This is a genomic window from Methylocystis sp., assembly GCF_051062815.1.
In the GTDB taxonomy this organism is placed as follows: Bacteria; Pseudomonadota; Alphaproteobacteria; order Rhizobiales; family Beijerinckiaceae; genus Methylocystis.
This window is the reverse complement of the sequence record NZ_JBPFDU010000074.1, coordinates 43,208-68,040: the sequence shown is the minus strand read 5'-3', so window position 1 is coordinate 68,040 and position 24,833 is coordinate 43,208. Positions and strand designations below refer to the sequence as shown.

The window sequence follows — 24,833 nt, the reverse complement described above, 5'->3', positions numbered from 1 at the left end:
TTGAGGGATAGGCGCCCTCGCGACGGAATGCAAGAACGGCGTCAAAACGTCGCCTTGGATAGCTAAGCAATAGTCGCCATTTCTTAAATTGGTTCTTCGCCTTGGTTAATACTGACGGGCGCCGAGCCGAGACCAAAGAGAAATGCGATAAGGGAGTAATATTAATGTTGGCACGTCGTTCGATTTTCGCCGCTTTGGCCGTCGCGGCCGCTTTTCTCGTGACGCCGCATATGGCGTTGGCGCAAAGCCATAGCGAGCATCTGACTCAGGCGATCGAGGAGACGAATGAGGCGATCAAGGAAGGCAAGCGGCATAATGCCTCCTCCTTCGCCGAGCATGCGCATAACGCCTGGGATCACGCCAAGGCGGCCAGCGGGGAAGACCCCAAGGGCCACATCAAGACGGCGATGAAGCATCTCAGTCGGGCGCTCAAGACGGCCAAGCGCACCCACCACGCCAGCCGCATTGACAAAGGCGTTCGTCATGCCCAGTCCGCGCTCGTCCATTTGAAGGCGGCAAATCAGTAAAGCGATGAGCCGCGATGCGCATGCTGCGCGTCGCGGCTCTCCGATGTCGTAGCGCACATTCCTCGATCATACCGCTCATCATTTTTCAATTTCCGCGGGACCCACGCTGCGTCGCGCCCTGCACTGTCTGAGTTTGTTGCTTTGCCTCGGATGTCGGCGAGAAGGCGTCGCGCGAGACTGGAACCTTGGCGCCTTTGACGGCTTAAATCTTGAGTCGCGATCGGCGGCTTAGCCAATCGACGACTCGCCTGCGCATGGATGGTTCATTATGCAGCAGCACAGCAGCGCCGCCGAGTGCAAACCTTGCGTCGTCATCATCGGCGGCGGTTTCGCCGGGATTGCGGCTGCGCAGGCGCTTGCTGGCGCCGGAGCGCGCATCTTCATCCTCGACAGCAACAATCATCATTGCTTCCAGCCCCTGCTCTATCAGGTCGCGACGGCGGCCCTCGCTTCGCCTGACGTCGCCTGGCCGATACGCCACATCGTGCGGCGCCAGAAGGATGTGACCGTCCTGATGCTCACGGTTGAGAGCGTCGACGCCGCCCGCAAAGTCGTGAAGACCGACAAATGCGAGATCGGCTATGATTTCCTTGTCGTCGCGACAGGGGCCACCCACTCCTACTTCGGTCACAATTGGGCGAGTTTGGCTCCGGGGTTGAAATCCATTTCCGACGCGACGCTTATCCGCCGCCGGCTGCTTCTCGCGTTCGAACGCGCCGAGGTCAGCGTCGATCCCGGCGAGCGCGAGAGACTGCTCACCATCATCATTGTCGGGGGCGGTCCGACGGGAGTCGAACTCGCCGGCGCGATTTCCGAACTCGCCCGGCGAACGCTCCCACCGGAGTTTCGCCGCGCCGATCCCCGGAACGCGCGCATCATTCTGCTCGAGGCGGGGCCGCGCATTCTTGCAAGCTTTCCCGAACGGCTTTCGGACTATGCGCGCGATTCGCTCGAAGCAAAGGGCGTGGAAGTGCGGACGGATACGCCCGTCGACCAGATCTTCGAGGACCGACTCGTCGCTGGAGAAAAGGAGATTCCCGCCGGCGTCATCCTCTGGGCGGCTGGCGTGCGAGCGTCGCCCGCGGCGAACTGGCTGGGCGTTGAAAGCGACGGCGCCGGACGTATTCCGGTGAGCGAAGACCTGACGGTTCCCGCCCTTCCCGACGTCTATGTGATTGGAGATCTCGCTCTCCTGACCGGTCCTGACGGCTCGCCGGTTCCGGCGCTCGCGGCTTCCGCCAAGCAAATGGGCAAATACGCCGGACGCGCCATCCGGCTCCGTCTGAAAGGGCGCTTTCCGCGCAAACCCTTCCGCTATCGAGACTACGGCAATTTGGCGACGATCGGCCGCAACTCGGCGATCGTCAAACTCGGCCGACTGGAACTGACCGGCTTTCCGGGTTGGCTCTTCTGGAGCGTCGTGCACATCTATTTTCTAGTGAATTTGCGCAGCCGCATCTTCGTCGCGATCAGCTGGATCGCGACCTATCTGACAGGCAATCGAGGCTCGCGATTGATTACACGCTAATTCAATTGCGCCGACATATGGCCGGAGTCGCTACCTTGGCTCTAGCTCCGCTTCCCCCAGAAGCGCGCGAGACGCCGCCGCGCCGCAGGCCAGACCGACCGCCAAGGCGGCAAAGGCCGCAACCATCGAGCGATCCGACAAGGCGAGCTCCCAGCCTGGCGTGATGCGCTTTGGCGCGACGCCATAATCGACGGTGGCGGCGATTCCCGACATCATCGCCGCATCGCCGATCAGTTCGAACGTTGAGCGGGGCGGCTGCATCGCGAGCCAAGCCTCGAAGGGCAAGGCCCAGAAGACGGCCGATGCGTGATGCGTCGCGTAGCCCACCGCGGTGTGTGCGGCGTCGATGTCGCGCCGGCCGCGCGATTTGCGCCCCCAAAGCCAATGGCTGGTGGCGTTGGTCGGCTCGAGCGCGCCCCTGCCTTCAAGCTTCGCCAGCGCCGCCAGTGCGGCCGTAGAGATGACGCTTGCGACGCTTCCGGTCACAAGCGCTGACAGACCGATGCGCGACAATTTTTCCATCGAAGGCTCCGTGGAGACGTTGAGATACTCGAACCCGGTCGCGCGCCGCTTCGTTCCAGAAAATTTTCGCTGAGCACCGGAAATGGATTAAGCCCTCGGCATGAGCGCGGCGCAGGACGAGGAAGAAAGAGCGCGAGTCGTCGAGATCTTGGCGCCCGTCGCCGTCGATTCGACCTATTCCTACCTCGCCCCGGCGGCGATGCGGCTTTCGCCCGGCGACAGCGTCACCGCGCCCTTGGGACGCCGGGAGGCATATGGCGTCGTCTGGAGCATCGATGGCGACTCCGGCCCGGGCGGGAATCTCAAGACGATCAGCGCCCGTCTCGACCGGCCGCCGCTTCCGCAAAAGCTGCGCGGCTTCATCGACTGGCTTGCGCGCTACACGCTCACCGCCCGCGGCATGGCGCTACGGCTCGCCACGCGCGCGGCGGAAGAGGCCGGACCCGAGGCGCCGCGCATTCTCTATCGCGCGACGGGCAATGTCCCGGAACGTTTTACGCCCACGCGCGCCCGCGTCCTCAAAGCCGCGGCAGGCGGCGTTGCTTTCGCCAAGAAAGCGCTTGCCGAAGCCGCCGCCTGCTCGACAGGCGTCATCGACGCGCTTGTCGACGAGGGCGCGCTGGAGGCGATCGCGGCGCCGCCGGCGCCGATTTCGCCGCCGCTCGATCCTCTGTTCGCCGCGCCGGTGCTGGAGCCCGCGCAACAGGACGCCGCCGACGCGCTGAAGGCGTCGCTTTCGCCGCGGGCGTTCAAGCCTTTTCTGCTCGAAGGCGTCACCGGTTCGGGCAAAACCGAGGTCTATTTCGAGGCGATCGCCCAGGCGCTGGAGGCCGGCGGACAGGCGCTCGTCATGATGCCGGAAATCGCGCTCACGACTCAATTTCTTGAGCGTTTCGCGGACCGTTTCGGCGAAAAGCCCGCCGAGTGGCATTCCGGCGTCGGGGCGCGCAAACGCGCGCGCATCTGGCGCGGCTGCGCGACGGGCGACGTTCGCGTGGTCGTCGGCGCGCGCTCGGCGCTGTTCCTGCCCTTTTCGGATTTGCGGCTGATCGTCGTCGATGAGGAGCATGAAGGCGCCTACAAACAAGATGACGGCGCGAGCTATCACGCGCGCGACATGGCGGTCGTGCGCGCGCGGATGGAGGAGGCCACGATCGTTCTCGCCTCGGCGACGCCCTCCATCGAAACCCGCGTCAACGCCATGCGCGGCCGCTACGGTTATCTGAGACTCGATTCGCGGGCGCGGGCGCGCCTCATGCCGACGCTCGAAGCGATCGACATGCGCAAGGAAGGCCCGCCGCGCGGCCGATGGATCGCGCCGCGGCTGGCGTTGGCCGTCGGCGAAACCATCGCGCGCGGCGAGCAGGCGCTGCTTTTCCTCAATCGGCGGGGCTATGCGCCGCTAACGGTTTGCCGCACATGCGGCCATCGCTTCCGCTGCGAAAACTGCGACGCCTGGCTCGTCGAGCATCGCTTCCGCCGCGCGCTGATGTGCCATCACTGCGGCCATATCGAGCGCCGTCCAGACCGGTGCCCGGAGTGCGGCAGCGAGGACTCGCTCGCCGCTTGCGGACCGGGGGTCGAGCGACTTGCCGAGGAAGCGGCGACGCTGTTTCCGGATGCGCGCATACTCGTCCTCTCGTCGGATTTTCCCGGCGGCGCCGATCGGCTGCGGCGCGAACTGGAGGAGATTGCAAAGGGGACCTTCGACATCGTCATCGGGACGCAACTCGTCGCCAAAGGCCACAATTTTCCGCATCTGACGCTTGTCGGCGTGGTCGACGCGGATCTGGGCTTGGGCAGCGGCGATCCGCGCGCCGCTGAGCGCACATTTCAGCTGCTCAATCAGGTCACAGGGCGCGCCGGGCGCGGCGACAAGCCCGGCCAGGCGCTGATCCAGACGTTTCACCCGTCGCATCCGGTGATCACGGCGCTTCTCTCGGGAGACGCGGAAAAGTTCTACGAACAGGAGATCGCCATACGTGAACGCGCTGGACTGCCGCCCTTCGGCCGTCTCGCCGCGCTGATCGTTTCCGCCAAGGACGCCGCCACGGCGGAAGCGCATGCGCGCGCCCTCGCGCGCGCCGCGCATGAACTGCCGCCATCGCCGCGCTATAGAGTCGCCGCGCCCGGCGCCTGGCCGGAAGAAAATGAGATCGCGCTGCTCGGTCCGGCGGAGGCGCCCATCGCGCTCATCCGCGGCCGCTATCGATTCCGCTTGCTGGCCAAAGGACCACGCGGCGCCGACATGCAGGCGTTTCTGCGCGACATGCTCGCGGGCGGACCGAAGGAGCGCGGCGGCGTGCGCGTTCAGGTGGACGTCGACCCGCAGAATTTTTCGTGACCCGTCGCCTGTCGCCCGCTCCGCCTGAGCAGCCGCTTTACCCTCCGATGACTCGCGCCACGACCCTGGCCGTATAGTCGACCATGGGCACGATCCGAGCGTAGTTGATCCGGGTCGGGCCGATGACGCCGAGCGCGCCGATGATCCGGCGTTCGCTGTCGCGCAGCGGCGCAGCAATCATCGATGAGCCAGAGAGCGAGAACAGCTTGTTCTCCGAGCCGATGAAGATGCGGACCCCTTCGCCTAGCTCGGCGCGTTCCAGCAGGTCGATGACCTCCGTCTTCGTTTCCAAATCCGCGAACAGGAGCCGAACGCGTTCGAGGTCGACGGCGGCGGTCAGGTCCTCAAGAAGATGCGCCTGCCCCCGGACGATCAGCTGCCGCGATTCGCCCATGGCGCCCGCCCAGGTCGCCAGCCCGGCTTCGACAATCCGCGCCGCGAGTTCGTCAAGCTCCATTTGCGCGGCCCGGCGCGAGCCTTCAATGTTCTCGCGCGCTTCAGCGATGGTCCGTCCGCAGACGCGCGCATTCAGATAGTTCGCTGCTTCCGTAAGCGCTGAGGCCGGGAGATCGCGTGCGACGGGAATCACGCGGTTTTCGACCGATCCGTCGTCGGCGACCAGAATGACCAGAGCCCGCTCGGGCTCGAGCCGAACGAAATCGATCTGCTTTAAGCGCACATTGTCCTTGGAGGCGACGACGACGCCGGCGACGCGCGTCAGGCCCGACAGCAGACTGGTCGCTTCCGCGAGGACGCCGGGAAAATCATGGTCTTTGGAAGCCGCTTCAACTTCGGCGGCGATGCGCGCGCGCTCATTCTCCTCAACGTCGCCGATCTGCAGCATGGAATCGACGAAAAAGCGCAGGCCAAGCTCGGTTGGAAGACGTCCGGCGCTCGTATGCGGCGCATAGATGAGGCCGAGCTCCTCCAGATCCTGCATGACATTGCGCACCGAGGCGGGCGACAGCGTCATCGGCAGGAGCCGGGCGAGATTGCGCGAGCCGACCGGATCGCCTGAGGCGAGATAGCTGTCGACGATATGCCTGAAGATTTCGCGGGAGCGCTCGCTGAGCTGCGCGAGGCTCAGAGCCGAAGGGTGGGCAAGCGGGGCGTTGCGGATCATTCCACGAGAATATCGCATCGGAGCGCCAACAAAAAAAGCCCGGCTGCGCGGCCGGGCTTTGTCGACGTCGGGGAGGACGGTCGATCAGAGGCCGAGTTCAGGCATGCCGATCAGCGCGCCGAAGCTCTTGACCTGATAATTCACGCCGATGCGGGCGATGTTCGTATCCAGGTAGTTGCCGGTGCCGGTGCGGTAACCGATCGGGAAGGCGAGGTTCGCGCTGCTGGCCCCCTTCATGCGGGTGAAGATGTACTCCGCCTTGACGGTCCAATTGTCGAGGATGGCGTATTCGATGCCGGCGCCGATGGCGAAACCGCCCTGCCACACGGACTGGCTGACGGGGAACACACCCTGCTGGCCATAGGGACGCACCTTGCCATAGGCCAGGCCGCCAGTGATGTAAGGCAGAAACCGGCCGAAGGCGTAGCCGAAGCGCAGGCGCTCCATGCCAAACCATTGCAGGCGGCTGCTGGCGCCGCCTCCGAAAGAGGAGCCCGCATTCGTCGCACGAACGTCGGCGTAGTTGAATTCGCTTTCGTAACCAGCGACGAGACCGTTGGCGAACACCCAGTTATAGCCGTTCTGGTAACCGACCAAATATCCGCTCGTGCCGAACGAAGTCGCTGTCGGAATCGCCAGGAGGGATCCGGGCGTCAGCAAGTAGGTTTGCGAATATTGGCTGGAAACGCCGCCGGCGTAAGAGCCGCTGATGCCGATGTGGAAGCCTTCCCAGCTGAAGACCGGCGGCGGCGGCGGAGGCGGCGGAGCCTTGTAAATCGGGAGGTCAGCCGCCGAAACGGCGCTCACCGCCAGCACCGACGCAAAGGCGCCAACAATATAAGTTCTGAAAGTCATCCGAGGCGCCTCCAATAAGCTCGTCCGCTTGGGACGAACGGCAGTTTCGAATGCAAAGTATCACCATCAAACCTAAGACGTAATTACCGCAAAGGCATGCAACGGCGTTTTTCGGGCGCCGTTGCCGATGGGACACACTTTCGCGCAACATGCTGATTTTCCCGGAATCTACTCCCCTGATCCGGCGCTGATCAGCGCCGCTGCGAGGACGCCGAGGCTCGCCTTATAGGCCGCGAGCGAAAGCCGCGACTCGTAATAGCGGCGCGCCGGGCTGCCGCGCCGCCCCGCTTCGTCCAAAGGCGCGCTGGCGACCGCCCGGCTCAGCGCGTCGGCGAATTCTTGAGCCGAATCGACAATGACGACGCCAGGAAGGCTCAACGCTTCCTCATCCATCCCGCGCATCGCCTGCCTGGTGGCGATCAGCGGCAGGCCGCTCGACAGCGCTTCGACCGTTTTGATCGAAAGTCCAGTTCCGCTGATCGTCGGAAGCAGCGCGAGGCGGGCGTTCGCGTAGACGGCGCCGGGATCTTCCACCCGGCCCAGAAACCAGTCCTTATAAGCGGCGTATTGCTCCGGCGCCTTTGAACGCACCCCGGCGTCGACGTTGCCGACGATCTTCACCGTGACGCCCGGCGCTTTCGGCGCGACTTCGCGCAAAAACCAGACGACGCTTTCGACATTGGCGGTGTTGTTGCTCGCGACAAGAATGATGTCCGGCCCGCCGGGACCGGTCGGCGCCTCAGGCGTTGCGGGATAGAGCAGCGCATGCGCCTTCTCTGGAACCAACGCGCGAAAGTCTTCGGCCTCCTGCGCATTGAGATGCAGCAGCAGATCGGCGCCGCGCATCGCCTCAAGTTCCTGCGCCAACATCGATTCATAGGAGGCGCGTGGGGAAAGCCAGAACTTTGTTTCGTTGATCAGCGCGAATTGCCGCGCCTGCAGATCATGCGTGTCGAGCAGGATCGGCGCGGCGCCGCGCGCGAGACGGCGCGCAATCGGCATCAGAAAAAAGTGATTGCAGTGAACGAGATCGAAAGTCGCGCCCTCGATCGCGCGCGACAGCCGCGCGCGCTCCGCCATGGCGAGACGCACCACCGCCTGATCGCCATGGAGATAGGGCCACAGCACGTGACGCAAAAAAAGGGGCGAGAGCATCGCGTGGACCGGCGCGCCGCCGTAATAGCGCGCGCCGCCATCAAGTTCCGGAGTCGCCTGGTTGAAAGATTTCCAAAGCCAGTTCCGGCCCGGAACGAAGCCTGGATCGGAACTGACCGCGATCGGAAAAACTTCGGCCCCCAGCGCGCGATAGGCGGCGATCTGGCCAAGGACGACGCGATAGGTGCCGCAGGAGTGCCAAGCCGGGTGGATCAGCGCGACGCGCCGGCCAAGAAGCGGACGCTGCGCGCAGGCCAAGCAATCACTTGATGCTCTCAACCCGTTCCTCCAGCTTCCGCGAGCCGCAGCCTAAGCAGAGTTCAACTGTTCCGACAATTACCGCGTAGCTTTACGGGGCCTGATTCAGAGCGTTGCGGCGGCCATCGCCAAAGCGCGCGCATAGGCTTCGGGGCTGAACGCGTCTTCGTACAGGCGGCGCGTATCGCTTCGCTCCGGCTCTGCAGGTTCTCCGCTTTCGGCCCGCGCCTGAGCGTCACGCCATAACGCCGCAAATTGCCTGGCGTTTTCGGCGAGAGCGACATTTCCCAATTTGGCGGGATTGACCTGCATGCCGCGGAACGCCAGCGGGGCCGCGATCAGGGGCGCGCCACTGGAGAGCGCCTCGACCGCCTTGATCGACAGGCCGTGGCCTTCAACAGTCGGGAGCAGCACGCAGCCGGCATTGGCGTAAACCGCGCCGATGTCGTCAACGCGGCCTTTGAACAAGGCGCGATGCGACTCATAGAGCGCCGCGTCGCGTCTCTTCACGCCGCCGTCGATATTGCCGTAGATCGCGACGCGGGCGCCGCCCGCAAAGGGCATGACCTCCTGCAAGAACCAGCGAAGGCTCATGTAATTGGCATAATTGTCGCTGGCCACGATGATGATGTCGCGTCCGCGCGCCAAGGGCGCCGACGCCACCGCCGGATAGATGAGCGCATGTCGCAACTCCGGAAGGAGCTTCTGAAAATCGCGATGCTCTTCCTCGTTGAGATGCGCGCAAAGATCGGCGTGGCGCATCCATGAGAGTTCGACCTCGAGCATGTCGTCGTAAGTCGCATGGGGCGTGACGAAGAACCCGCCCTTGTTGCGCAACACATATTGGCGCGCCTGAATGTCCTGCGTCTCCAGAACGACTGGAACTTTACGGCCGCGCATCAGCGTTTCCGCGAAGGGCAGCGTGAAGTAATGATTGGCGTGAATGAAGTCGATCGACTCGCTCTCGAATCCTTCGGGCAAGGGCGCGCGCTTTGCGAGTTCGATGAGCCATGACGCCTGATCGCCGTGGATCAGTCGCCACCAGCCATCGACGAGCAACCGGGACGCCAAGGCGGAGAACGGCGCGCCCGAATAGAAGCGGCGATCGGCGCCGATGTCGCGCGACGCCTCAAAATAGGTTGTCCAGCGCCCGCCGCGCGGTGGACGGGGCGCGAGATCGTCCATCATCGCGACAGACACGACGCGCGCGCCAAGCGCCTTATAGGCGGCGATCTGACTGATGTTCACCTGATAACTGCCGCAACTGTGCCAAGCGGCATGAACCACGGCGACGGTTTTGCCAGCAAAAGGCCGCGCCGGCGGGCCGGCGGTCTCCGCCCGGCGCGCCGCGAATGACGAAATGTGGCCCATCGTATCAGACATCGTGCTGCAACATGGTCGATCGTTCTCAAATGCCTTACGAAAATCGCGCGCTCGGCCTCTCAGGCGCGCCGACTCGCTGCTGTTTCAGATTGAGGCGTCCCGACCCGCATCTTCCCTCAATGCCGAGCCGCCCCTTGCTTTTGCCCGCCATTTTCAAATACATCCCCTATATGAGGCTTCACGTTCCAAATCCAGTCTTATCGCCCGAGGGCGCCGCGGGGGCCAGCCCCGCCCCCGCCAAGCGATACGGCGTCGCCATTGTCGGCAATGACAAAATCATCGACTGGCTGCTCCCTTTTCTCGAAAGCTACCAAGACACAAATTCCGCGCTGCCGCTTTATCTCATTCCCTATGACGACAATGTTGGCATGACGCGCCGCGCCGCGGAAATTTACGGGGCGCATTACGTCGGCGAAGAGCCGACCGAAATCGACAAGCTCTCGCACGAACTATATCCCGGCATCTTCAACGCCAACCGCCGTCGGCTGCGAAAGCTGCAAGCGCTCGCGCTGCCGCTTGATGAAGTCGCCTATGTCGACGTGGACGTCATTCTGTTTCGCGACTTCACGCCGCTGTTCGGCCGTCTGGACAAGGGCAAGACGGAGTTCATCGTCGCCTCGCCGAGCTTCGAATATGTCTACAACGACAGGCGCGACCACTATCCGTTTCTCAAGGACGCGCTCCTCTTCAATGACGGCTTCTGGGTCACATCGAACCAATATCTGAAGCTGTCCGATTTCATCAATACGATCCGCGACGACGCCGTAATTTTCCATGACGTGCGCAAGCGCGGTCAGCTCTTCGCTCAGCCGCTCGTCAATTTCGTCACGCACCGCCGGGGCCTGAAAATCGAGCTTTTGCCGAATGTCATCGCGGGCGCCTCCCACGAAAGCTTCTACAAGGCGCCAGGCGTAGAATTTAAGAACGGCAAGCCCGTCGACTACGAAGGCAAGGAGATCTATTTCGCGCATTGGGCCGGCGCGACAGCGCTGCCGAAGAATGGCGTGTTCGATGAGGCGTGGACGCATTATTCGCAGGCCGCCTGGGCGAGGTTCAAGCAATGACGCGCGGCGTCTCGCATCGTGCGCGGCTTGACTCCAGCGCGCCGCTCTTCCGCTTGGGCGTCGCGACGCGAGCTTTCTTTGCCGCTCGGCGCGACGCCGAGCGATAGCGCGGAGCCCCCGCCATGCCGCGCCTGTTGTTCCGCTATCTGTTCAAGCGCATCGGGTTCGGCGTGCTCATCGTGCAGTTCGCGCTCTCCATTCCGGTCGTCTTGTCATATCTGCTTTACCAACTGCCGCCGGCCGCCGTGCGCGGCGGCCTTGTCATTCCCGCTTTGATCGGGGTGACGCCGACCGTGGCCTATGTGACGCTGCCGATGGCGGTCGGCGTCGCCACCGCGCTCGAATTCGGCCGCATGGCGAGCGAAGGCATGGTCGCCGTTCTCTACGCGCTGCGCCTTTCCGTCTGGGCCATCTGCCGCCCCGCGCTGGTCTTGGCGGCCGGCGTCGTCGTCCTCGGCTATCTGCTCGCCAATTTCGCGGCGCCCTACTATTCGAGCGGCATGCAGGATGTGCTCAATGTCGTGCGCAATTCGCTCAACCATCGCATGCTCGACGCGGCGCATTTCTACACCTTCGACAATGGCGTGAAGACGCTCTACATCGAGCGTTGGGAGACGCCTGACCTTGCGGTCAATCTGTTCGTGCGTCAGCTGTCGATCGAAAAGATGCAGGAAGAGACGGTGACGGCGGCGCGCGCGGAATTTCGCCGCAATGAATCAGGGGTGATCGTCGCGCTCTCCAACGGCAGCATCCAGACGCGCTCATTGACGACGGGCGACGTGCGCATCGCCAATTTCGATGAATACGCCATGGCGTTGCCGATGCAGGGCAGCGCATCGCTGCCCGACCGGGGCTGGCGCGGCGTCTATGAATTGTCGGCCGGGGCCTTTCTCGCCAATTATGCTGCGGCGCGGGGCGATCCGCGCCAGCTTGGAGAGTGGACGGCCGAGGCGGCGAAGCGCTTCGGCGTGCCGGCGCTCGCCTTTGCCCATACGCTCCTCGCGATGGCGCTCGTCCTGACATTCGGGAACATCACCGGCCGGCGTGGCGCGGCGGGAGGCCTCGCCACGATTGCGGTTCCAGCCGTGCACATCGGCTTTCTCGTCGCGCTCGAATCGCTCCTGCGCATCAATGGGCTGTTCGTCTTGCTGCTTGCCGCGCTCGCCCTCGCCGAAGTCGGCGTTTCAGTTTGGCTGCTTGCCCGGCTCAACCGCAGCCCAAAGCCCAAGCGCCTTCGCGGCCAACGCGCTTCATCCGCGCGGGACGCCTACGCGACGCCGCTCGCCTGAGTTTCTTCGGCGCGCATCGCCTTACGGTAGTCGGCGACCACCTTCGCCGGGTCGCCGATCTCGCGCACGACGCCGTCCTCCAGCCAGAGCACGCGGTTGCACAGAGAGGCGAGAAAGTTGAGATCGTGCGACACCATCAGAATGGTGCCGGTTTTGGCGAATTCGGCGATGTATTTCTCGCACTTGCGCTGAAATATTTCGTCGCCGACCGAAAGCGCTTCATCGACGATGAGCACGTCGGCCTTGGCGTAGGCGCAGATCGCGAAAGCCACTCGCGCGATCATGCCCATCGAATAGGTGCGCATCGGCTGCTCAAAAAATGGCCCGATGTCCGCGAAGGCGGCGATGTCCTCGATGCACGCGTCGACCTCCTTGCGCGACAGCCCCAGGATCGCCGCGCCGATGCGGGCGTTTTCGCGCCCCGTCAACAGGCCGTCGAAGCCCGAGCCGAGCGCCAAAATTGGCGCGATACGACCGCCGACCCTGAAATCGCCCTTCGTTGGCTGGGTAATGCCGCACAGAATCTGCAGCAGCGTTGTTTTGCCGGCGCCGTTGCGTCCCACGATGCCGACGCGCTCGCCTCTCTCAACCGTGAAATTGACGTCATGCAGAACCCATTTGTCCTTATAGAACTTCTTCCATAGGCCAAACAGGATCTGCTTGAGCTGATCGTTCTGATGCGCATAGAGCTGGAAAGCCTTGCCGACGCCCGCGCAGCGGATAGTGGGCTCAGATGACATCGACGATGACCGATTTGTAGCGCATGAAAAACTGATAGCCGCCAAGGAACACCGCGTAGGAGATCGCGACAAGCGCGAAATAGCCGAAGACGTTTGGAATTGTTCCATCGAGCGCAAGGCCGCGCAGCATCTCGATGTAATCGCCGACGATGTTGAGACGCAGCCACAATGCGACCGATCCGGACATGGCGGCGATCTGGTCCAGGCGATAGAAGATCGGCGTCGCGAACATGAGCACCGGCACGACGGAGGCCATGATATGGGCGACGTCGCGCGTGAACGCCCCGAGCGCCATCAGAAACCACACTATGCCAATGGTAAAGAGAAAAAAGGGCGCGATCAGGAATGGCGTCAGCACGATCGTCAAGGGAATCGTTCCTGCTGTCAGCAACCGAAAGACGATGTAGACGGCGAAGCCCACTCCACCGTAGGTGAACGCCCGGATCGTCGCAGTCCAGGCGATGGTTTCGCTGGGGAAAATCGACTTCTTCACGAAGTTGACATGCTCGTGCAAGAGCATTGGCGCTCGATAGGCGAGTTCGCTAAACAGATTGAAGACAATAAGCCCGATGAAAATCGAGCTTGCATAGTCGGTGACGCTCATGCCGGCGGAAAGCTGCGGAACCGTGATCGAGAACAGCGCGGTATAGGTGAGCAGCATGATGAGCGGCGAGAGCACCGCCCAGAGCGGTCCAAGCGCCGAGCCGCGAAATCGGGAAATGAACTCGCGCCGCACGACGGCGCGGATAAGCTCCCGGTTGCGCCAGGCCCGTTCGAAGGGCGCGACATAGACAGGAGGGATCGAGGCGAGCAAGTGTCGGCGCGTCCTTTCAGGTTCAGAACTTGGTCTCGAAAAGCGCGAGGCGTCCCTCGGACAGGATCGTGCGCCGATCGAAGCTATCGCGCCTGGCGCGGCGTCGCCCGCATAGACCAGTTCAGCCCGCCCCCTGTCAATGGCGACGCTCACCCTTAGTGGAACGGCATGCAGTATCGAGTTTATTGTCTTGGGAAGCGGCCATGGTGACGCGTCGCGCGACGATCGCCGGACTGGGCGCTCTGGCGACTCAGTTGATCCTGCCGAGCGCCGAAGCGGCGCCAGAGCCGCCCTATCAGCTGGGCGAATGGACGGGCGACAGTTTCGCGCCAATGCACGCGATCCGCGACGGGCTTTGGCGCGCTCCGCTTTCGGCCCCCGAGCGGCGCGTCGACGTCGTCGTTATTGGCGGCGGTCTGGCCGGCCTCGCCGTCGCGGCGCTGCTACGGGATCGCGACGTGCTCGTCCTTGAGCGCGAGTCGGATCCTGGCGGCGTCGCCAAATCCGAGCGTTGGCGCGATGTCGATTATGCGCTCGGATCAGCCTATATCGTTGACATATCACATCGTTTCATGGCGCTTTACGAGACGCTGGGCCTCGCGCCGCGCCCTGTCAGCGAACCGGTCGACAGAGCGCTGTCAGGGGCGGCCGGCGCGGGGGATCCCCGGGAGCGGGAATGGCGCGGCGGCTATGAGCGGCTAAAGGCGCTTTTGCGCCGTCTCGGCGAGAGCCCGGACTTTCCCAAGATTCCGATCGGGGAGGCGTCGGAGTCGGCGCTTGCGCTGGACCAGCTCTCCCTGCACGAATTCTTGCGGCGCGAGCATATCGACGCCGAACTCTTCGGCCTGCTTGACGCCTACAGCCTCTCGGCGCTCGGCGCGCCCACGGCCGAAATATCCGCCTATGCGGGCGTCAATTTTCTTTCGGAGATCAACGCGCCGATCTACGCCTTCCCAGGAGGCAACGCGGCGATCGCCCGCGCCTTGGCGGCGCGCATATCACGCGCCGGCGAGGGACGCGTCGTCACGGGCGCCGCGGTTTACGCGATCGAGCCGGCGGAAGGCGGCTACGCCCGCGTGGGCTGGTTCGATGCGCGACATCCAGAAGCGCCGCGCTGCCTCGAGGCGCGCTGGGCGGTGGTCGCCGCGCCCTACTTTTTCGCGGGCCGCATTCTGCGCGGCGTCGATCCCGCCGCAACGGCGCAAATGACCCGGTTGCGGCAGGGCAGCTATCTCGTCGCCAACTGCTGTTTCGAGGGACCGCCGGCGGAGCTGCCCTATGACAGCTGGGCCCTGGGCGCCCAGAGCTTCAGCGACGCGATCAGCGCGACTGCGGTCCTGCCGGCCGCCGAGCGGCCCAAGGATCACAGCGTCCTGACCGTCTATGCGCCGTTTCGAGACCCTCGCGCGGGTCGCGCCCGCCTGCTCGCGGGCGAACGCGCCGCCTTCGCCGCGCCGATCGTCGAAGAGCTGCGACGTTTCCTGCCGGAGGCGTTCGGCAAGGCGCGGCTCGCCGAGGTGCGGCTGACGCGCTGGGGCCACCATCACCTCATCGCCGCGCCGGGGATCGTCGCCACGATGCGCGCCTTGCCAAAACGCTTCGGCAACGTCCTGCTGGCCCATTCGGACGGTCAGGGCATGCCGGCGGTCGAGAGCGCCCTCGTCGAGGCGCAGAACGCCGTCGAGATCATCACGAGGGGCTGAGCGCCCTACTCCACCGTGACGCTCTTGGCGAGATTGCGCGGCTGATCCACGTCTTTGCCCATGAAGGTCGCGACGTGATAGGCGAGGAGCTGCGCCGGAACGGCGTAGACGATGACCGCGAACGGGCCCGCGACGCTTTCCGGCATTTCGATGAAACCGGCGAGCTCGGCGGCCGCGGCGTCCCGCGCATGTGGCGAGCCGATCAGAATCAGATGGCCGCCGCGCGCGGCGACTTCTTGCAGGTTCGATACGGTCTTCTCGAGGCTGGCGTCCGGGGGCGCCAGCACGATCACCGGCATGGCGAAGTCGATGAGCGCGATCGGCCCATGTTTCAGTTCTCCCGCCGCATAGCCCTCCGCGTGGATATAGGAGAGCTCCTTGAGCTTCAGCGCGCCTTCCAGCGCCAGAGGAAAGGCCGGTCCACGACCGAGATAGAGCACGCTTGAGGCCCGCGCCACGTCGCGCGCCACGGGTTCGATCTGCTCCTCGCGCGCGAGCGCCTGCGCCATCTGCCCCGGCGCCGCGACGAGCTCGGCGACCAGTTCGCGTTCGCGCTCCTTGCTCAGCACGCCGCGCGCGCGGCCCAGCGCCAATGCTAGACAAGCGAAAACCGCGAGCTGACAGGTGAAGGCCTTGGTCGAGGCGACCCCGATCTCGGGTCCCGCCAATGTCTGCGCCACCGTGTCGCTCTCGCGCGCGATCGTCGAAGTTTCGACATTGACGATCGAGAGAATGTGCTGGCCCTGCTCGCGGGCGTAGCGCAGCGCGGCGAGCGTATCGGCGGTTTCGCCGGACTGCGAGACCAGAATCGTCAATCCATTCTCGGGCAGCGGCGCTTCGCGGTAGCGAAATTCCGACGCGATATCGATTTCGACCGAAAGGCGGGCAAAGCGCTCAAGCCAGTAGCGCGCCACGAGACCGGCGTAATAGGCCGTGCCGCAGGCCGAAATGGTCACGCGCGAGAGCGTCCGCGGATCGAATGTGAGTTCGAACGGCAGGCGCACGACGCCCTCGGCGAGATCGAGATAATGCGCGAGCGTGCGGCCGACGACCTCCGGCTGCTCGTGGATCTCCTTGGCCATGAAATGGCGATAGTTGCCCTTGTCGACCAGGAAGGATCCGGCCGTCAGCGGCTGAAAGCGCCGCTCGACCAAAGCGTCGCTGGCGTCATGGAAGCGCGCGCCGTCGCGCGTCAGCGTCACCCAGTCGCCCTCCTCGAGATAGGCGATGGAGGTCGCGAATGGCGCGAGCGCCAAGGCGTCGGAGCCGAGATAGACGCCCTCGTCGCTCCGACCCACGGCAAGCGGCGAACCGCGCCGCGCGCCGATCAGCAGATCGTTTTCGCCCTCAAAAAGAAAGGCGAGGGCAAAGGCGCCCTTGAGCCGCTTCAACGCCGCAGCGACGGCTTTTTCCGGCGTCGCGCCATTGCGCAGCGCGTCGGCGACAAGATGGGCGACGGCCTCGGAGTCGGTCTCGCTCGAAAAGACATGGCCCTTCGCCGTCAGTTCGGCGCGCAGCTCGCGGAAATTTTCGATGATGCCATTATGAACCACCGCGACGCGGTCATTGGCGTGCGGATGGGCGTTGTTCTCGGTGGGGCGGCCATGTGTCGCCCAGCGCGTGTGGCCGATGCCGATGGCGCCGGAGAGCGGCGCGGTCGCGAGCTTTTCTTCGAGATTCTTGAGCTTTCCGCTCGCCCGCACACGGGTGAGCCGCCCGTTCTCCAGAGTGGCGATCCCGGCGGAATCATAGCCCCGATATTCGAGACGCTTGAGCGACTCGACGATTTTCCCGGCGACCGGAGCCGTTCCGATGATTCCCACAATGCCGCACATGACAACCTCCAAAAGCATAATAGCAAGAGCGCCGCCAAAGCGAATGGGCGCGAGTAAAGACGCGAATCAGGGTTGAGGGAGGCTCCCGCTCGCTCGGCCTCACCGCAAGCTTCATAAACGACAGGCGCGCACGTTGGTCGCCGAAAAGTCGGCGCCTTTGAAAAGCAGCGGCCAATCGAGGGTCTTGGCGAGCGCATAGAAGGCGCAATCGGCGAGATTGAGGCGCGCCTTGGGATCGACGCCTTTGCCGTAGCGCCCATAGGCGGCGATCGCCGCGCGCGCCTGCGCCGCGTCGAAGGGCGCGATCTCAATCTCGAATTCCGCCATAAGCCGCCACATGAGCGCAACGCCGTCCTCACCGAGGCGCGCGCGCAAAACGCATGCGGACCATGCACATTGACGGCCGACATCACGCCGCTCGAAGATGACGATGGCCTCGAACGCCTCCCTTTCCGGCTCGTTCAGGACGATGGCGATCAATGCCGAGCTATCGACGACGATCATAGCTCGTTGATGTCGTCCATGATTTCCTGCGGAGAACGCGGATCGAGGATCGGCAAGGCGGCAATTTCCGCGACGAGTTGGTCGATGCGCGCTTTTTTCGCGGCGATTTCGGCGTCGCTCGGCGCGCGCGCGGATCGCTGCGCCGGCGACACGCCCACCGCCCGCGCGGACGCTTCCAGCGCCTGACGGACGGCCTCATCGACCGAGACCCGCCGGGCGGCCGCGAGGCGCTCAGCCAGGACCTCGGTCTTACGGGAAAGCGCAATCATCGCGCGCAATTTAGCATGAGCGTGAAAGAAAGTCCGGCCTATTCCACCTTCGCTTTTTTCGCCGCCTGCGCCATACGAAACGAGACCGCCCAGCCCGCCTTTTCCATCTGCCGGCCGCGCGCCACCGCGAGCGCGTCTGGCGCAACATCCTTGGTGATGACGGAGCCGGACCCGACATAGGCGCCCTGCCCGATCGTCACCGGCGCGACAAGCGACGAGTTTGAGCCGATAAAGGCGTTTTCGCTGATCGTCGTGCGATATTTGAGGAAGCCGTCGTAATTGCAGGTAATGGTTCCTGCGCCGATATTGGCGTTGGCGCCGATGTCGGCGTCGCCGATGTAGGACAGGTGATTGACCTTGGCGCCTGGCGCGACATTGGCGTTCTTGATCTCGACGAAATTCCCGACCTTGGCTTTCTCGGCGAGCGCCGCGCCCGGACGCAGTCGCGCGAAGGGACCAACGCTCGCGCGTTCGCCGACGCGCGCGCCTTCAAGATGCGAGAAGGCGTGGATCACCGCGCCGTCGGCGATTTCAACGCCCGGTCCGATGACGACATGCGGCTCGATCGTCACGTCGCGGCCGATCACGGTGTCGGCGGAGAGAAAAACCGTCTCCGGCGCGGTCATCGTCGCGCCCGCGGCCATTGCGGCGCGGCGAAGACGCGTCTGCGCGAGGGCCTCAGCCTGCGCGAGCTGGATACGGTCGTTGACGCCGAGAACTTCGGTTTCGTCGGCGATGACGACTCTCGTTTCGCGTCCGTCGGCGCGCGCGAACTCGACCACGTCGGTAAGATAGAACTCGCCCTTGGCGTTTTTGTTGTCGATCTTTTCGAGCAGGCGCACCGCCTCTCCGCCGTCGATCGCCATCAGACCGCCGTTGCAAAGCGTGACCGCGCGTTCTTCATCGGTGGCGTCTTTTTCCTCGCGGATGGCGACGAGACGTCCCGAGTCGTCGCGCAGCAGCCGTCCGTAGCCGAAGGGGTTCGCAGCCCAAAAGCCAAGAACGGCGACGGCGGCACCCCCGGCAAGGGCGGCGCGCAAGGCGCCGATCGTCGGCGCCGTCACCAGCGGCGTGTCGGCGAAAAGCACCAGCAGGTCGTCGCATCCTTCCGCGATGGCGGCGCGCGCGGCGAGAACGGCGTGCGCCGTGCCGAGCCTTTCGCTTTGCACAAAGATCTCTGCGTCAGCGATCGAGCGGCGCGCTTCAGCGCCGACGTCATCGCGTCCCGGGCCGACGATCACGGCGACGCGGCCGACGCCCGCCGTCGCGGCGCTCGACAGCACATTGGCGAGCATGGAGCGGCCGGCGACCTCGTGCAGCGCCTTCGGCCGGTCGGATTTCATCCGCGTGCCTTCGCCGGCGGCGAGGACGATCGCGAGCGCGCTTCTGGATTTCGGCATCTGGCGCCCAAGGCTAGACGTTGGCGTAAGGAGCCGGCGTCGCGACGCCGCTCAGGCCGAGGTTCTGGCAGATTCGAGCGGCGGAGCGCAAGCCGCCGCGGCTTTCGCGCGCAGCCCTCAAAAACCGCCAAGAAAACCATTTTGTCTCCTTAGCTTTCTTGTATAGAGGGGCTGTCGCCTGCCGAGCGCCGCAAAAAGGCTCAATCACCCGTTCATGGACTGCGGATCGGCCTCCTTCGGTAGCTCATGTTTGAACGTCGAGATGTTTTGAAAGCGGGCTTGGGCGTAATCGCGGCGGGGATCGTTCCGCCGCCGGCAAGCGCGGGGACCGCCGGTCAGGCTGCTCCCCCGACTGTTCAAAAGTCTGCGCCATTCTCGCGCGACATGGTGGTCGAACTTGCCCGCGCGCTGGCCGCAAAGCCATATACGCCGCCGCGAACCGACCTGCCCGAACCCTTCGCTAATCTCTCCTACGAACAATTCGTCGGGATCAAGACGAGGCCCGACGCGGCGATTTGGCGTTACGACAACACGGGTTTCAGCATCGAGCCGCTTCACCGCGGCCATATTTTTGCGGCTGCTGTGGATATCTACGTCGTGGAGAACGCCGCCGCCGCGCGACTGCCTTATGAGGCGAGCCGCTTCGACTATGGCGCGCTCAATGTCCCGGAGACGCTTCCAGACCTCAGCTTTTCGGGCTTTCGGGTGCTTCACGCCCAAAATGGCGGCGCCGAAGCGGAACTCGCCATATTCCAGGGGGCGAGTTTCTATCGGGCCGTCGCGCGCGGGCAGAATCTGGGCGTCACGGCGCGCGGCCTCTCCATCCGAACAGCCGATCCGCGCGGCGAGGAATTCCCCGCCTTCCGCAGTTTCTGGATCGAGAAGCCCGCGCTCGGCGACAACGCGCTCGTCATCCATGCTCTGCTCGATTCGCCCAGCGTCGCCGGCGTCTATCGCTTCACGCTGCGGCCCGGCGAAGCGACGCTCATCGACACGGAGTTGACGCTCTATCCGCGCACGGCGGTCGATCATTTGGGAATCGCCGGCTTTGCCGGGGCTTCGCTCTTTACGCCGCTCGACCGCCCCAGGCTCGACGATTGGCGGCCGATGGTCGCCGACATCAACGGCATTCAGATGCTCAGCGGCCAGGGCGAATGGCTCTGGCGACCCGTGTCGAACCGTGAGATCCTGCAATTCTCCTCCTTTGTCGACGACAGTCCGCAGGGCTTTGGTTCGCTGATCCGACAGCGCGACATCGACGACTATGAGGACGACCAGCAGCACTGGGAGCGCCGGCCGTCGCTATGGATTGAACCGCTCGGCGAGTGGGGTGAAGGCGGCCTGCAGCTCGTCGAAATTCCCTCGGAGTCCGAAATCAACGCCAATATCGTCGCCTATTGGCGGCCCAAAACCGCTCTCGTCGCCGGCAAGGAGACGTCCTTCGCCTATCGGCAGTTCTGGTGCTGGGAGCCGCCGACGCGGCCGCCGCTGGCGATCGCCATGAGTGCGCGCTCGGGCCGTGCGCCGGACGGCAAGCTCCGCCGTTTTATTGTCGTGTTTTCCGGCGACGTGTTGGCGGACCCTCAACGCACAACGCAGCTGAAAGCAGCGTTGACGACCTCTCCGGGATTGGCGACGAATATTCGCACCTATTTAAATCCGTCGGCAAAGTCCTGCCGCGTCGTCTTCGACGTAGACCCTGCCGGCGAGAACTACTGCGAGCTTCGGCTCGTTTTGCAGTCCGACGAGCGACCGATCAGCGAGACCTGGCTTTATCGATGGACGTCGTGACCCTCGCTCCTTCAGACGATCCGCCGCGGGCAATGGCATGGCGGACCGCCAGCTCCGATCCCGCCGCCGCCCCGCCGACCCCGATCGAGAGCCGGCTGTCGATGCCGGCGCAAAGCCTTTTCAAATTCGACAAGCGGCAGCGGCGCAAAACCGAGGCGCCTTGGCTGTGGCGCACGCCATGGCTTGCGAGGATTGTCACCTTTGGCGGCGGCTTGGCGCTGACCGCCTATGGCGCTCACGAGATGTATAAGGTCGTCGACGTCGGCGGGGTGACGACATTGAAGTGGGCGCTGCTGGGGTTGTTCGTGCTGAACTTCTCCTGGATCGCGCTGTCCTTCACGAGCTGCGTCGTTGGCTTCGCCCTGCTGATGCGCCGGCGCCGGCGCCCGGCTCTGCCGACGGCGCTCGCCGAAACCACCGCCGTCGTGATGCCGATCTACAATGAGGCGCCGAGCCGAGTGTTCGCCGCCCTGCAGACGATCTACGAAGACGTGCAAGCGACCGGCCTTGGCGCGCATTTCGATTGGTTCTTCCTCTCCGACACCACCAATCCCGACATCTGGGTCGCCGAAGAGCGCGCCTTCATCGGCATTCGCCGCCGGCTGGGCCCACAGGCGCGAATCTTCTACCGCCGGCGTGAAAAGAACACCGGACGCAAGGCGGGCAATATTGAAGATTTCGTCTCGCGCTGGGGTGGCGCCTATCAGCACATGGTGGTGCTCGACGCCGACAGCCTGATGAGCGGGCCGACCATCGTGCAGCTCGCCGCCGCAATGGAGGCCGACCCCGACAGCGGCATCATCCAGACCCTTCCGCTGATCATCAATCGGAACACGCTCTTCGCCCGGGTCCAGCAATTCGCCGCGCGCATCTATGGCCCCGTCATCGCGATGGGCCTGACGGCCTGGATGGGCCGCGACGGCAATTATTGGGGGCATAACGCGATCATCCGCACGGAGGCCTTCGCCCGATACTGCGGCCTGCCCGACTTGCACGGCCGGCCGCCTTGGGGCGGCCATATCCTGAGCCATGACTTCGTCGAAGCCGCGCTTATCCGCCGCGCCGGATACGCGGTCTACATGACGCCGACGCTCGGCGGTTCCTATGAGGAAAGCCCGCCTTCCCTGATCGACCTGTCGATTCGCGACCGCCGCTGGTGTCAGGGCAACTTGCAGCATTCGCGGGTACTGCTCGGCAAAGGCTTTCACTGGGCGTCGCGGCAGCATTTTCTCACGGGCATTTTCGGCTATCTGACATCGCCGCTCTGGCTGCTGCAACTTCTCATCGGCATCGTCATCGTCTTCCAGGCGAGCTATTTCCGACCCGAATATTTTACCGGCGAATTTGCGCTCTTTCCGACCTTCCCGCGCTTCGACGCCGAACGGTCGCTCGAACTCTTCGGACTGACGATGGGCATTCTGCTCGCCCCCAAGATGTTGGGCCTGATCGTCGCCATTTATGAGCCGGAAACGCGCAAAGGCTCCGGCGGCGTGATCATGCTGCTGATCTCGACCCTTTTCGAAGTCGTGCTGTCCGCCCTGCTGGCGCCGATCATGATGCTGATTCAGACCGGCCATGTGCTGCACATCGTTTTCGGCTTCGATACCGGTTGGGATCCCCAGCGACGCGACGACGGCTCGGTGCCGTTTGGCGATATCGTTCGCCGCCACATGTGGCACGTGGCGCTGGGCCTCTTAAGCCTCATCGCAGGCTTCATGATTTCGCCCTCGCTCGTCGCCTGGATGTCGCCGACGATCGCCGGCCTCGTGCTTGCGATCCTGATTTCCTGGGCGACGAGTCAACGTTGGCTGGGCCTGATGTTTCGTCGCGCCGGCGTGCTGACGACACCCGAAGAAACCACGACGCCGCCGATCGCCAAGCGCGGCAAGGCGCTCTCGAAAGCGCTGGCGCGCGCCGGGGAAGATGACGTCAATGGTCTGTTGGCCATCCACGCCGATCCGGAGTTGCGCGCGCTGCACGAAAGCTGGCTGCCGACACGACGCCCGAGGCAGCGCGGTCAGATCACCGCGGACCGCGCCTTGGCCGAAACGAAAATCGCCGACGCCGAGACGATCGAGGACGCGGTCAATTGGCTGAACCGCGGCGAGCGGCTGGTGGCGCTCTCCGACCGCGCGCTCATCGGCATGATCGCGCGTCTGCCGCGCCGCGCCGCGCTGGCGGCCGCTGCGCAGAGAACCCCGCACGCCGCGGAGTGACTCGGCGCGTGGAGCAAAGGCTGGTGGGCCGGTGACTCATATCTACAAAATCGTTTCGCAATCCGAGTGGCGCGCGGCGGAGGCGGCGGGCGTCTTTAGCGGCGCGGCGGTCGACCTCGCCGACGGCTTCATTCATTTTTCGGCCGCGGATCAGGTCGAGGAAACAGCGGCGAAATATTTCGCCGGCCAAACTGATCTGCTGCTCGTCGCGGTGAACGCCGCCGCGCTCGGCGAGGCGCTCAGATGGGAGGTTTCGCGCGGCGGCGCGCCCTTCCCGCATCTTTATGCGCCGCTTCCTCTCGAGTCGGTTGCGCGCGTCCATCCGCTGCCCTTAGGCGCGAACGGCCGGCACGATTTTTCGGCCGTCCTGGAATGACGGACGCCTTCGCGATCGCATCGCCGCTTTTGCGTCTGCTCGACGCTGAAACGGCGCATCATGCGACGATTGCGGCGCTGAAACTGCTGCCCCGTCGCGCGCCGCCGACGAATGATCCGCGTCTCGCGGTCCACGCCTTCGGGCTCGACTTTCCCAATCCGATCGGCCTCGCGGCAGGCTTCGACAAAAATGCCGAAGTCCCAGACGCGATGCTCGGTTTGGGGTTCGGCTTCGTCGAAGTCGGCACGCTGACGCCGCGCGCGCAGCCCGGCAATCCGCGTCCCCGCGCCTTTCGACTCATCGAGGATCGCGCCGTCATCAATCGCTACGGCTTCAACAATGAAGGCCATGCGCCGGCGTTGGCGCGCCTGTCGAAGCGCGCGCGGCGAGGAATCGTCGGCGTCAACATCGGCGCCAACAAGGACGCTGGCGATCGCGTCGCCGACTATGTCGCGGGCGTGCATGCCTTCGCCGACGTCGCGAGCTATTTCACGATCAATGTAAGTTCGCCCAATACGCCCGGCCTGCGCGATCTTCAGGAGCCGGAAGCGCTGTCCGATCTCCTCGCGCGCGTCATCGAGGCGCGCGACGCGGCGCCCATTCGGCGTCCCCTGCTCCTCAAAATCGCGCCCGATCTCACGCTCGAACAGCTCGACGCCATCGTGCGCGTCGCACGCGATCAGCCCATCGACGGCATGATTGTGTCGAACACGACGATTTCGCGGCCCCCGACGCTGCGCTCGCCATTTGCGAAGCAGAGCGGCGGCCTCTCCGGCGCGCCTTTGTTCGATCTCTCGACGCGCATGCTCGCGCAAACATTTTTGCGCGTTGAAGGACAGTTCCCGCTGATCGGCGTCGGCGGCGTCGACAGCGCCGATGCGGCGCTCGCCAAGATCGAAGCGGGCGCGACGCTCGTGCAGCTTTATTCCGCGTTGGTTTATGAAGGGCCAGGGCTGGTCACGCGCATCAAGCGCGGGTTGGCGGAACAACTTGCGAACGAAAAACCGGTGCTTTCGACGATGGTGGGCAGAAATGCGGTGGCGTTCGCGAGTGCGTCAATACCGTGACACAAACCAGCGAAACCGTCGCGCACGCGCCCTGAGTGGGGACTGCTCAGCTATGCTGGAACAAAGTGTC

General features: G+C 64.3%; 21 protein-coding genes. 10 read left to right on the top strand and 11 right to left on the bottom strand.

The features are described 5' to 3' along the window. The first annotated feature begins 164 nt into the window (after positions 1-164). The gene (gene smbP / locus ACR65W_RS12645) at positions 165-527 is read left to right on the top strand and encodes a small metal-binding protein SmbP (protein WP_434501496.1); all 363 of its coding nucleotides are present in this window, start codon (positions 165-167) and stop codon (positions 525-527) included. Between the two features lie 268 nt (positions 528-795). Next, entirely contained in the window at positions 796-2,055 is a 1,260-nt protein-coding gene (locus ACR65W_RS12640) for an NAD(P)/FAD-dependent oxidoreductase (RefSeq protein ID WP_434501497.1), read from the top strand. A gap of 30 nt (positions 2,056-2,085) precedes the next feature. Here ACR65W_RS12640 and ACR65W_RS12635 read toward each other — a convergent pair whose 3' ends face one another. Further along, positions 2,086-2,577, bottom strand: a complete 492-nt coding sequence (locus tag ACR65W_RS12635; RefSeq protein ID WP_434501498.1) for a hypothetical protein — start codon at positions 2,575-2,577, stop codon at positions 2,086-2,088. Positions 2,578-2,677: 100 nt separating this feature from the next. Between ACR65W_RS12635 and ACR65W_RS12630 the strand changes: the two genes are divergently transcribed. Beyond that, entirely contained in the window at positions 2,678-4,921 is a 2,244-nt protein-coding gene (locus ACR65W_RS12630) for a primosomal protein N' (protein ID WP_434501499.1), read from the top strand. 37 nt (positions 4,922-4,958) lie between these two features. Here ACR65W_RS12630 and hrcA read toward each other — a convergent pair whose 3' ends face one another. The 4 genes from hrcA to ACR65W_RS12610 all read right to left on the bottom strand — a co-directional run bounded on the left by hrcA (position 4,959) and on the right by ACR65W_RS12610 (position 9,695). Beyond that, the gene (gene hrcA / locus ACR65W_RS12625) at positions 4,959-6,044 is read right to left on the bottom strand and encodes a heat-inducible transcriptional repressor HrcA (RefSeq protein WP_434501500.1); all 1,086 of its coding nucleotides are present in this window, start codon (positions 6,042-6,044) and stop codon (positions 4,959-4,961) included. An 84-nt stretch (positions 6,045-6,128) separates the two neighbouring features. Next, positions 6,129-6,899 carry an outer membrane protein gene (locus tag ACR65W_RS12620; RefSeq protein ID WP_434501501.1) on the bottom strand — a complete coding sequence of 257 codons (771 nt, stop codon included), beginning with the start codon at positions 6,897-6,899 and terminating at the stop codon, positions 6,129-6,131. Between the two features lie 168 nt (positions 6,900-7,067). Continuing rightward, entirely contained in the window at positions 7,068-8,333 is a 1,266-nt protein-coding gene (locus tag ACR65W_RS12615) for a glycosyltransferase (protein WP_434502715.1), read from the bottom strand. 84 nt (positions 8,334-8,417) lie between these two features. Continuing rightward, positions 8,418-9,695, bottom strand: a complete 1,278-nt coding sequence (locus ACR65W_RS12610) for a glycosyltransferase (RefSeq protein WP_434501503.1) — start codon at positions 9,693-9,695, stop codon at positions 8,418-8,420. A gap of 170 nt (positions 9,696-9,865) precedes the next feature. On the opposite strand from ACR65W_RS12610, the gene ACR65W_RS12605 reads away from it, so the two are divergent. Both ACR65W_RS12605 and ACR65W_RS12600 read left to right on the top strand, forming a co-directional pair. Continuing rightward, positions 9,866-10,759, top strand: coding sequence for a hypothetical protein (locus ACR65W_RS12605; protein WP_434501521.1), 894 nt, complete (start codon positions 9,866-9,868; stop codon positions 10,757-10,759). Between the two features lie 122 nt (positions 10,760-10,881). Next, complete coding sequence (locus tag ACR65W_RS12600) at positions 10,882-12,048, top strand: LptF/LptG family permease (RefSeq protein ID WP_434501504.1); 1,167 nt, start codon at positions 10,882-10,884, stop codon at positions 12,046-12,048. Here the strand turns inward: ACR65W_RS12600 and ACR65W_RS12595 are convergent. Both ACR65W_RS12595 and ACR65W_RS12590 read right to left on the bottom strand, forming a co-directional pair. Next, a complete protein-coding gene (locus tag ACR65W_RS12595; RefSeq protein WP_434501505.1) occupies positions 12,027-12,788 on the bottom strand; it encodes an ABC transporter ATP-binding protein in 762 nt (253 codons plus the stop codon). The genes ACR65W_RS12600 and ACR65W_RS12595 overlap by 22 nt on opposite strands. Further along, positions 12,778-13,602 (bottom strand): ABC transporter permease, encoded by an 825-nt coding sequence (locus tag ACR65W_RS12590; protein WP_434501506.1) that lies wholly within the window; start codon positions 13,600-13,602, stop codon positions 12,778-12,780. The genes ACR65W_RS12595 and ACR65W_RS12590 overlap by 11 nt, the downstream gene beginning before the upstream one ends. Before the next feature lie 203 nt (positions 13,603-13,805). On the opposite strand from ACR65W_RS12590, the gene ACR65W_RS12585 reads away from it, so the two are divergent. Then, positions 13,806-15,305 carry an FAD-dependent oxidoreductase gene (locus tag ACR65W_RS12585; RefSeq protein ID WP_434501507.1) on the top strand — a complete coding sequence of 500 codons (1,500 nt, stop codon included), beginning with the start codon at positions 13,806-13,808 and terminating at the stop codon, positions 15,303-15,305. A 5-nt stretch (positions 15,306-15,310) separates the two neighbouring features. Here the strand turns inward: ACR65W_RS12585 and glmS are convergent, their stop codons facing one another. The 4 genes from glmS to glmU all read right to left on the bottom strand — a co-directional run bounded on the left by glmS (position 15,311) and on the right by glmU (position 19,313). Then, entirely contained in the window at positions 15,311-17,140 is a 1,830-nt protein-coding gene (glmS, locus tag ACR65W_RS12580) for a glutamine--fructose-6-phosphate transaminase (isomerizing) (protein WP_434501508.1), read from the bottom strand. 111 nt (positions 17,141-17,251) lie between these two features. Continuing rightward, a complete protein-coding gene (locus ACR65W_RS12575; protein ID WP_434501509.1) occupies positions 17,252-17,644 on the bottom strand; it encodes a type II toxin-antitoxin system VapC family toxin in 393 nt (130 codons plus the stop codon). Further along, positions 17,641-17,913, bottom strand: a complete 273-nt coding sequence (locus ACR65W_RS12570; protein WP_434501510.1) for a hypothetical protein — start codon at positions 17,911-17,913, stop codon at positions 17,641-17,643. The genes ACR65W_RS12575 and ACR65W_RS12570 overlap by 4 nt, the downstream gene beginning before the upstream one ends. Before the next feature lie 38 nt (positions 17,914-17,951). Further along, positions 17,952-19,313 carry a bifunctional UDP-N-acetylglucosamine diphosphorylase/glucosamine-1-phosphate N-acetyltransferase GlmU gene (gene glmU / locus ACR65W_RS12565; RefSeq protein ID WP_434501511.1) on the bottom strand — a complete coding sequence of 454 codons (1,362 nt, stop codon included), beginning with the start codon at positions 19,311-19,313 and terminating at the stop codon, positions 17,952-17,954. 246 nt (positions 19,314-19,559) lie between these two features. Here glmU and ACR65W_RS12560 point away from each other — a divergent pair, with 246 nt between their 5' ends. Genes ACR65W_RS12560 through ACR65W_RS12545 form a run of 4 tightly spaced genes read left to right on the top strand, consistent with a single transcriptional unit; the run spans position 19,560 to position 24,763 of the window. Continuing rightward, on the top strand, positions 19,560-21,104 hold the full coding sequence (locus ACR65W_RS12560; protein WP_434501512.1) for a glucan biosynthesis protein: 1,545 nt from the start codon (positions 19,560-19,562) through the stop codon (positions 21,102-21,104). 32 nt (positions 21,105-21,136) lie between these two features. After that, on the top strand, positions 21,137-23,320 hold the full coding sequence (gene mdoH / locus ACR65W_RS12555) for a glucans biosynthesis glucosyltransferase MdoH (protein ID WP_434501513.1): 2,184 nt from the start codon (positions 21,137-21,139) through the stop codon (positions 23,318-23,320). A gap of 31 nt (positions 23,321-23,351) precedes the next feature. Continuing rightward, positions 23,352-23,696, top strand: coding sequence for a DUF952 domain-containing protein (locus ACR65W_RS12550; protein ID WP_434501514.1), 345 nt, complete (start codon positions 23,352-23,354; stop codon positions 23,694-23,696). Beyond that, positions 23,693-24,763: a quinone-dependent dihydroorotate dehydrogenase gene (locus tag ACR65W_RS12545; RefSeq protein ID WP_434501515.1), complete on the top strand. Its 1,071-nt coding sequence runs from the start codon at positions 23,693-23,695 to the stop codon at positions 24,761-24,763. The genes ACR65W_RS12550 and ACR65W_RS12545 overlap by 4 nt, the downstream gene beginning before the upstream one ends. Positions 24,764-24,833 lie beyond the last annotated feature (70 nt).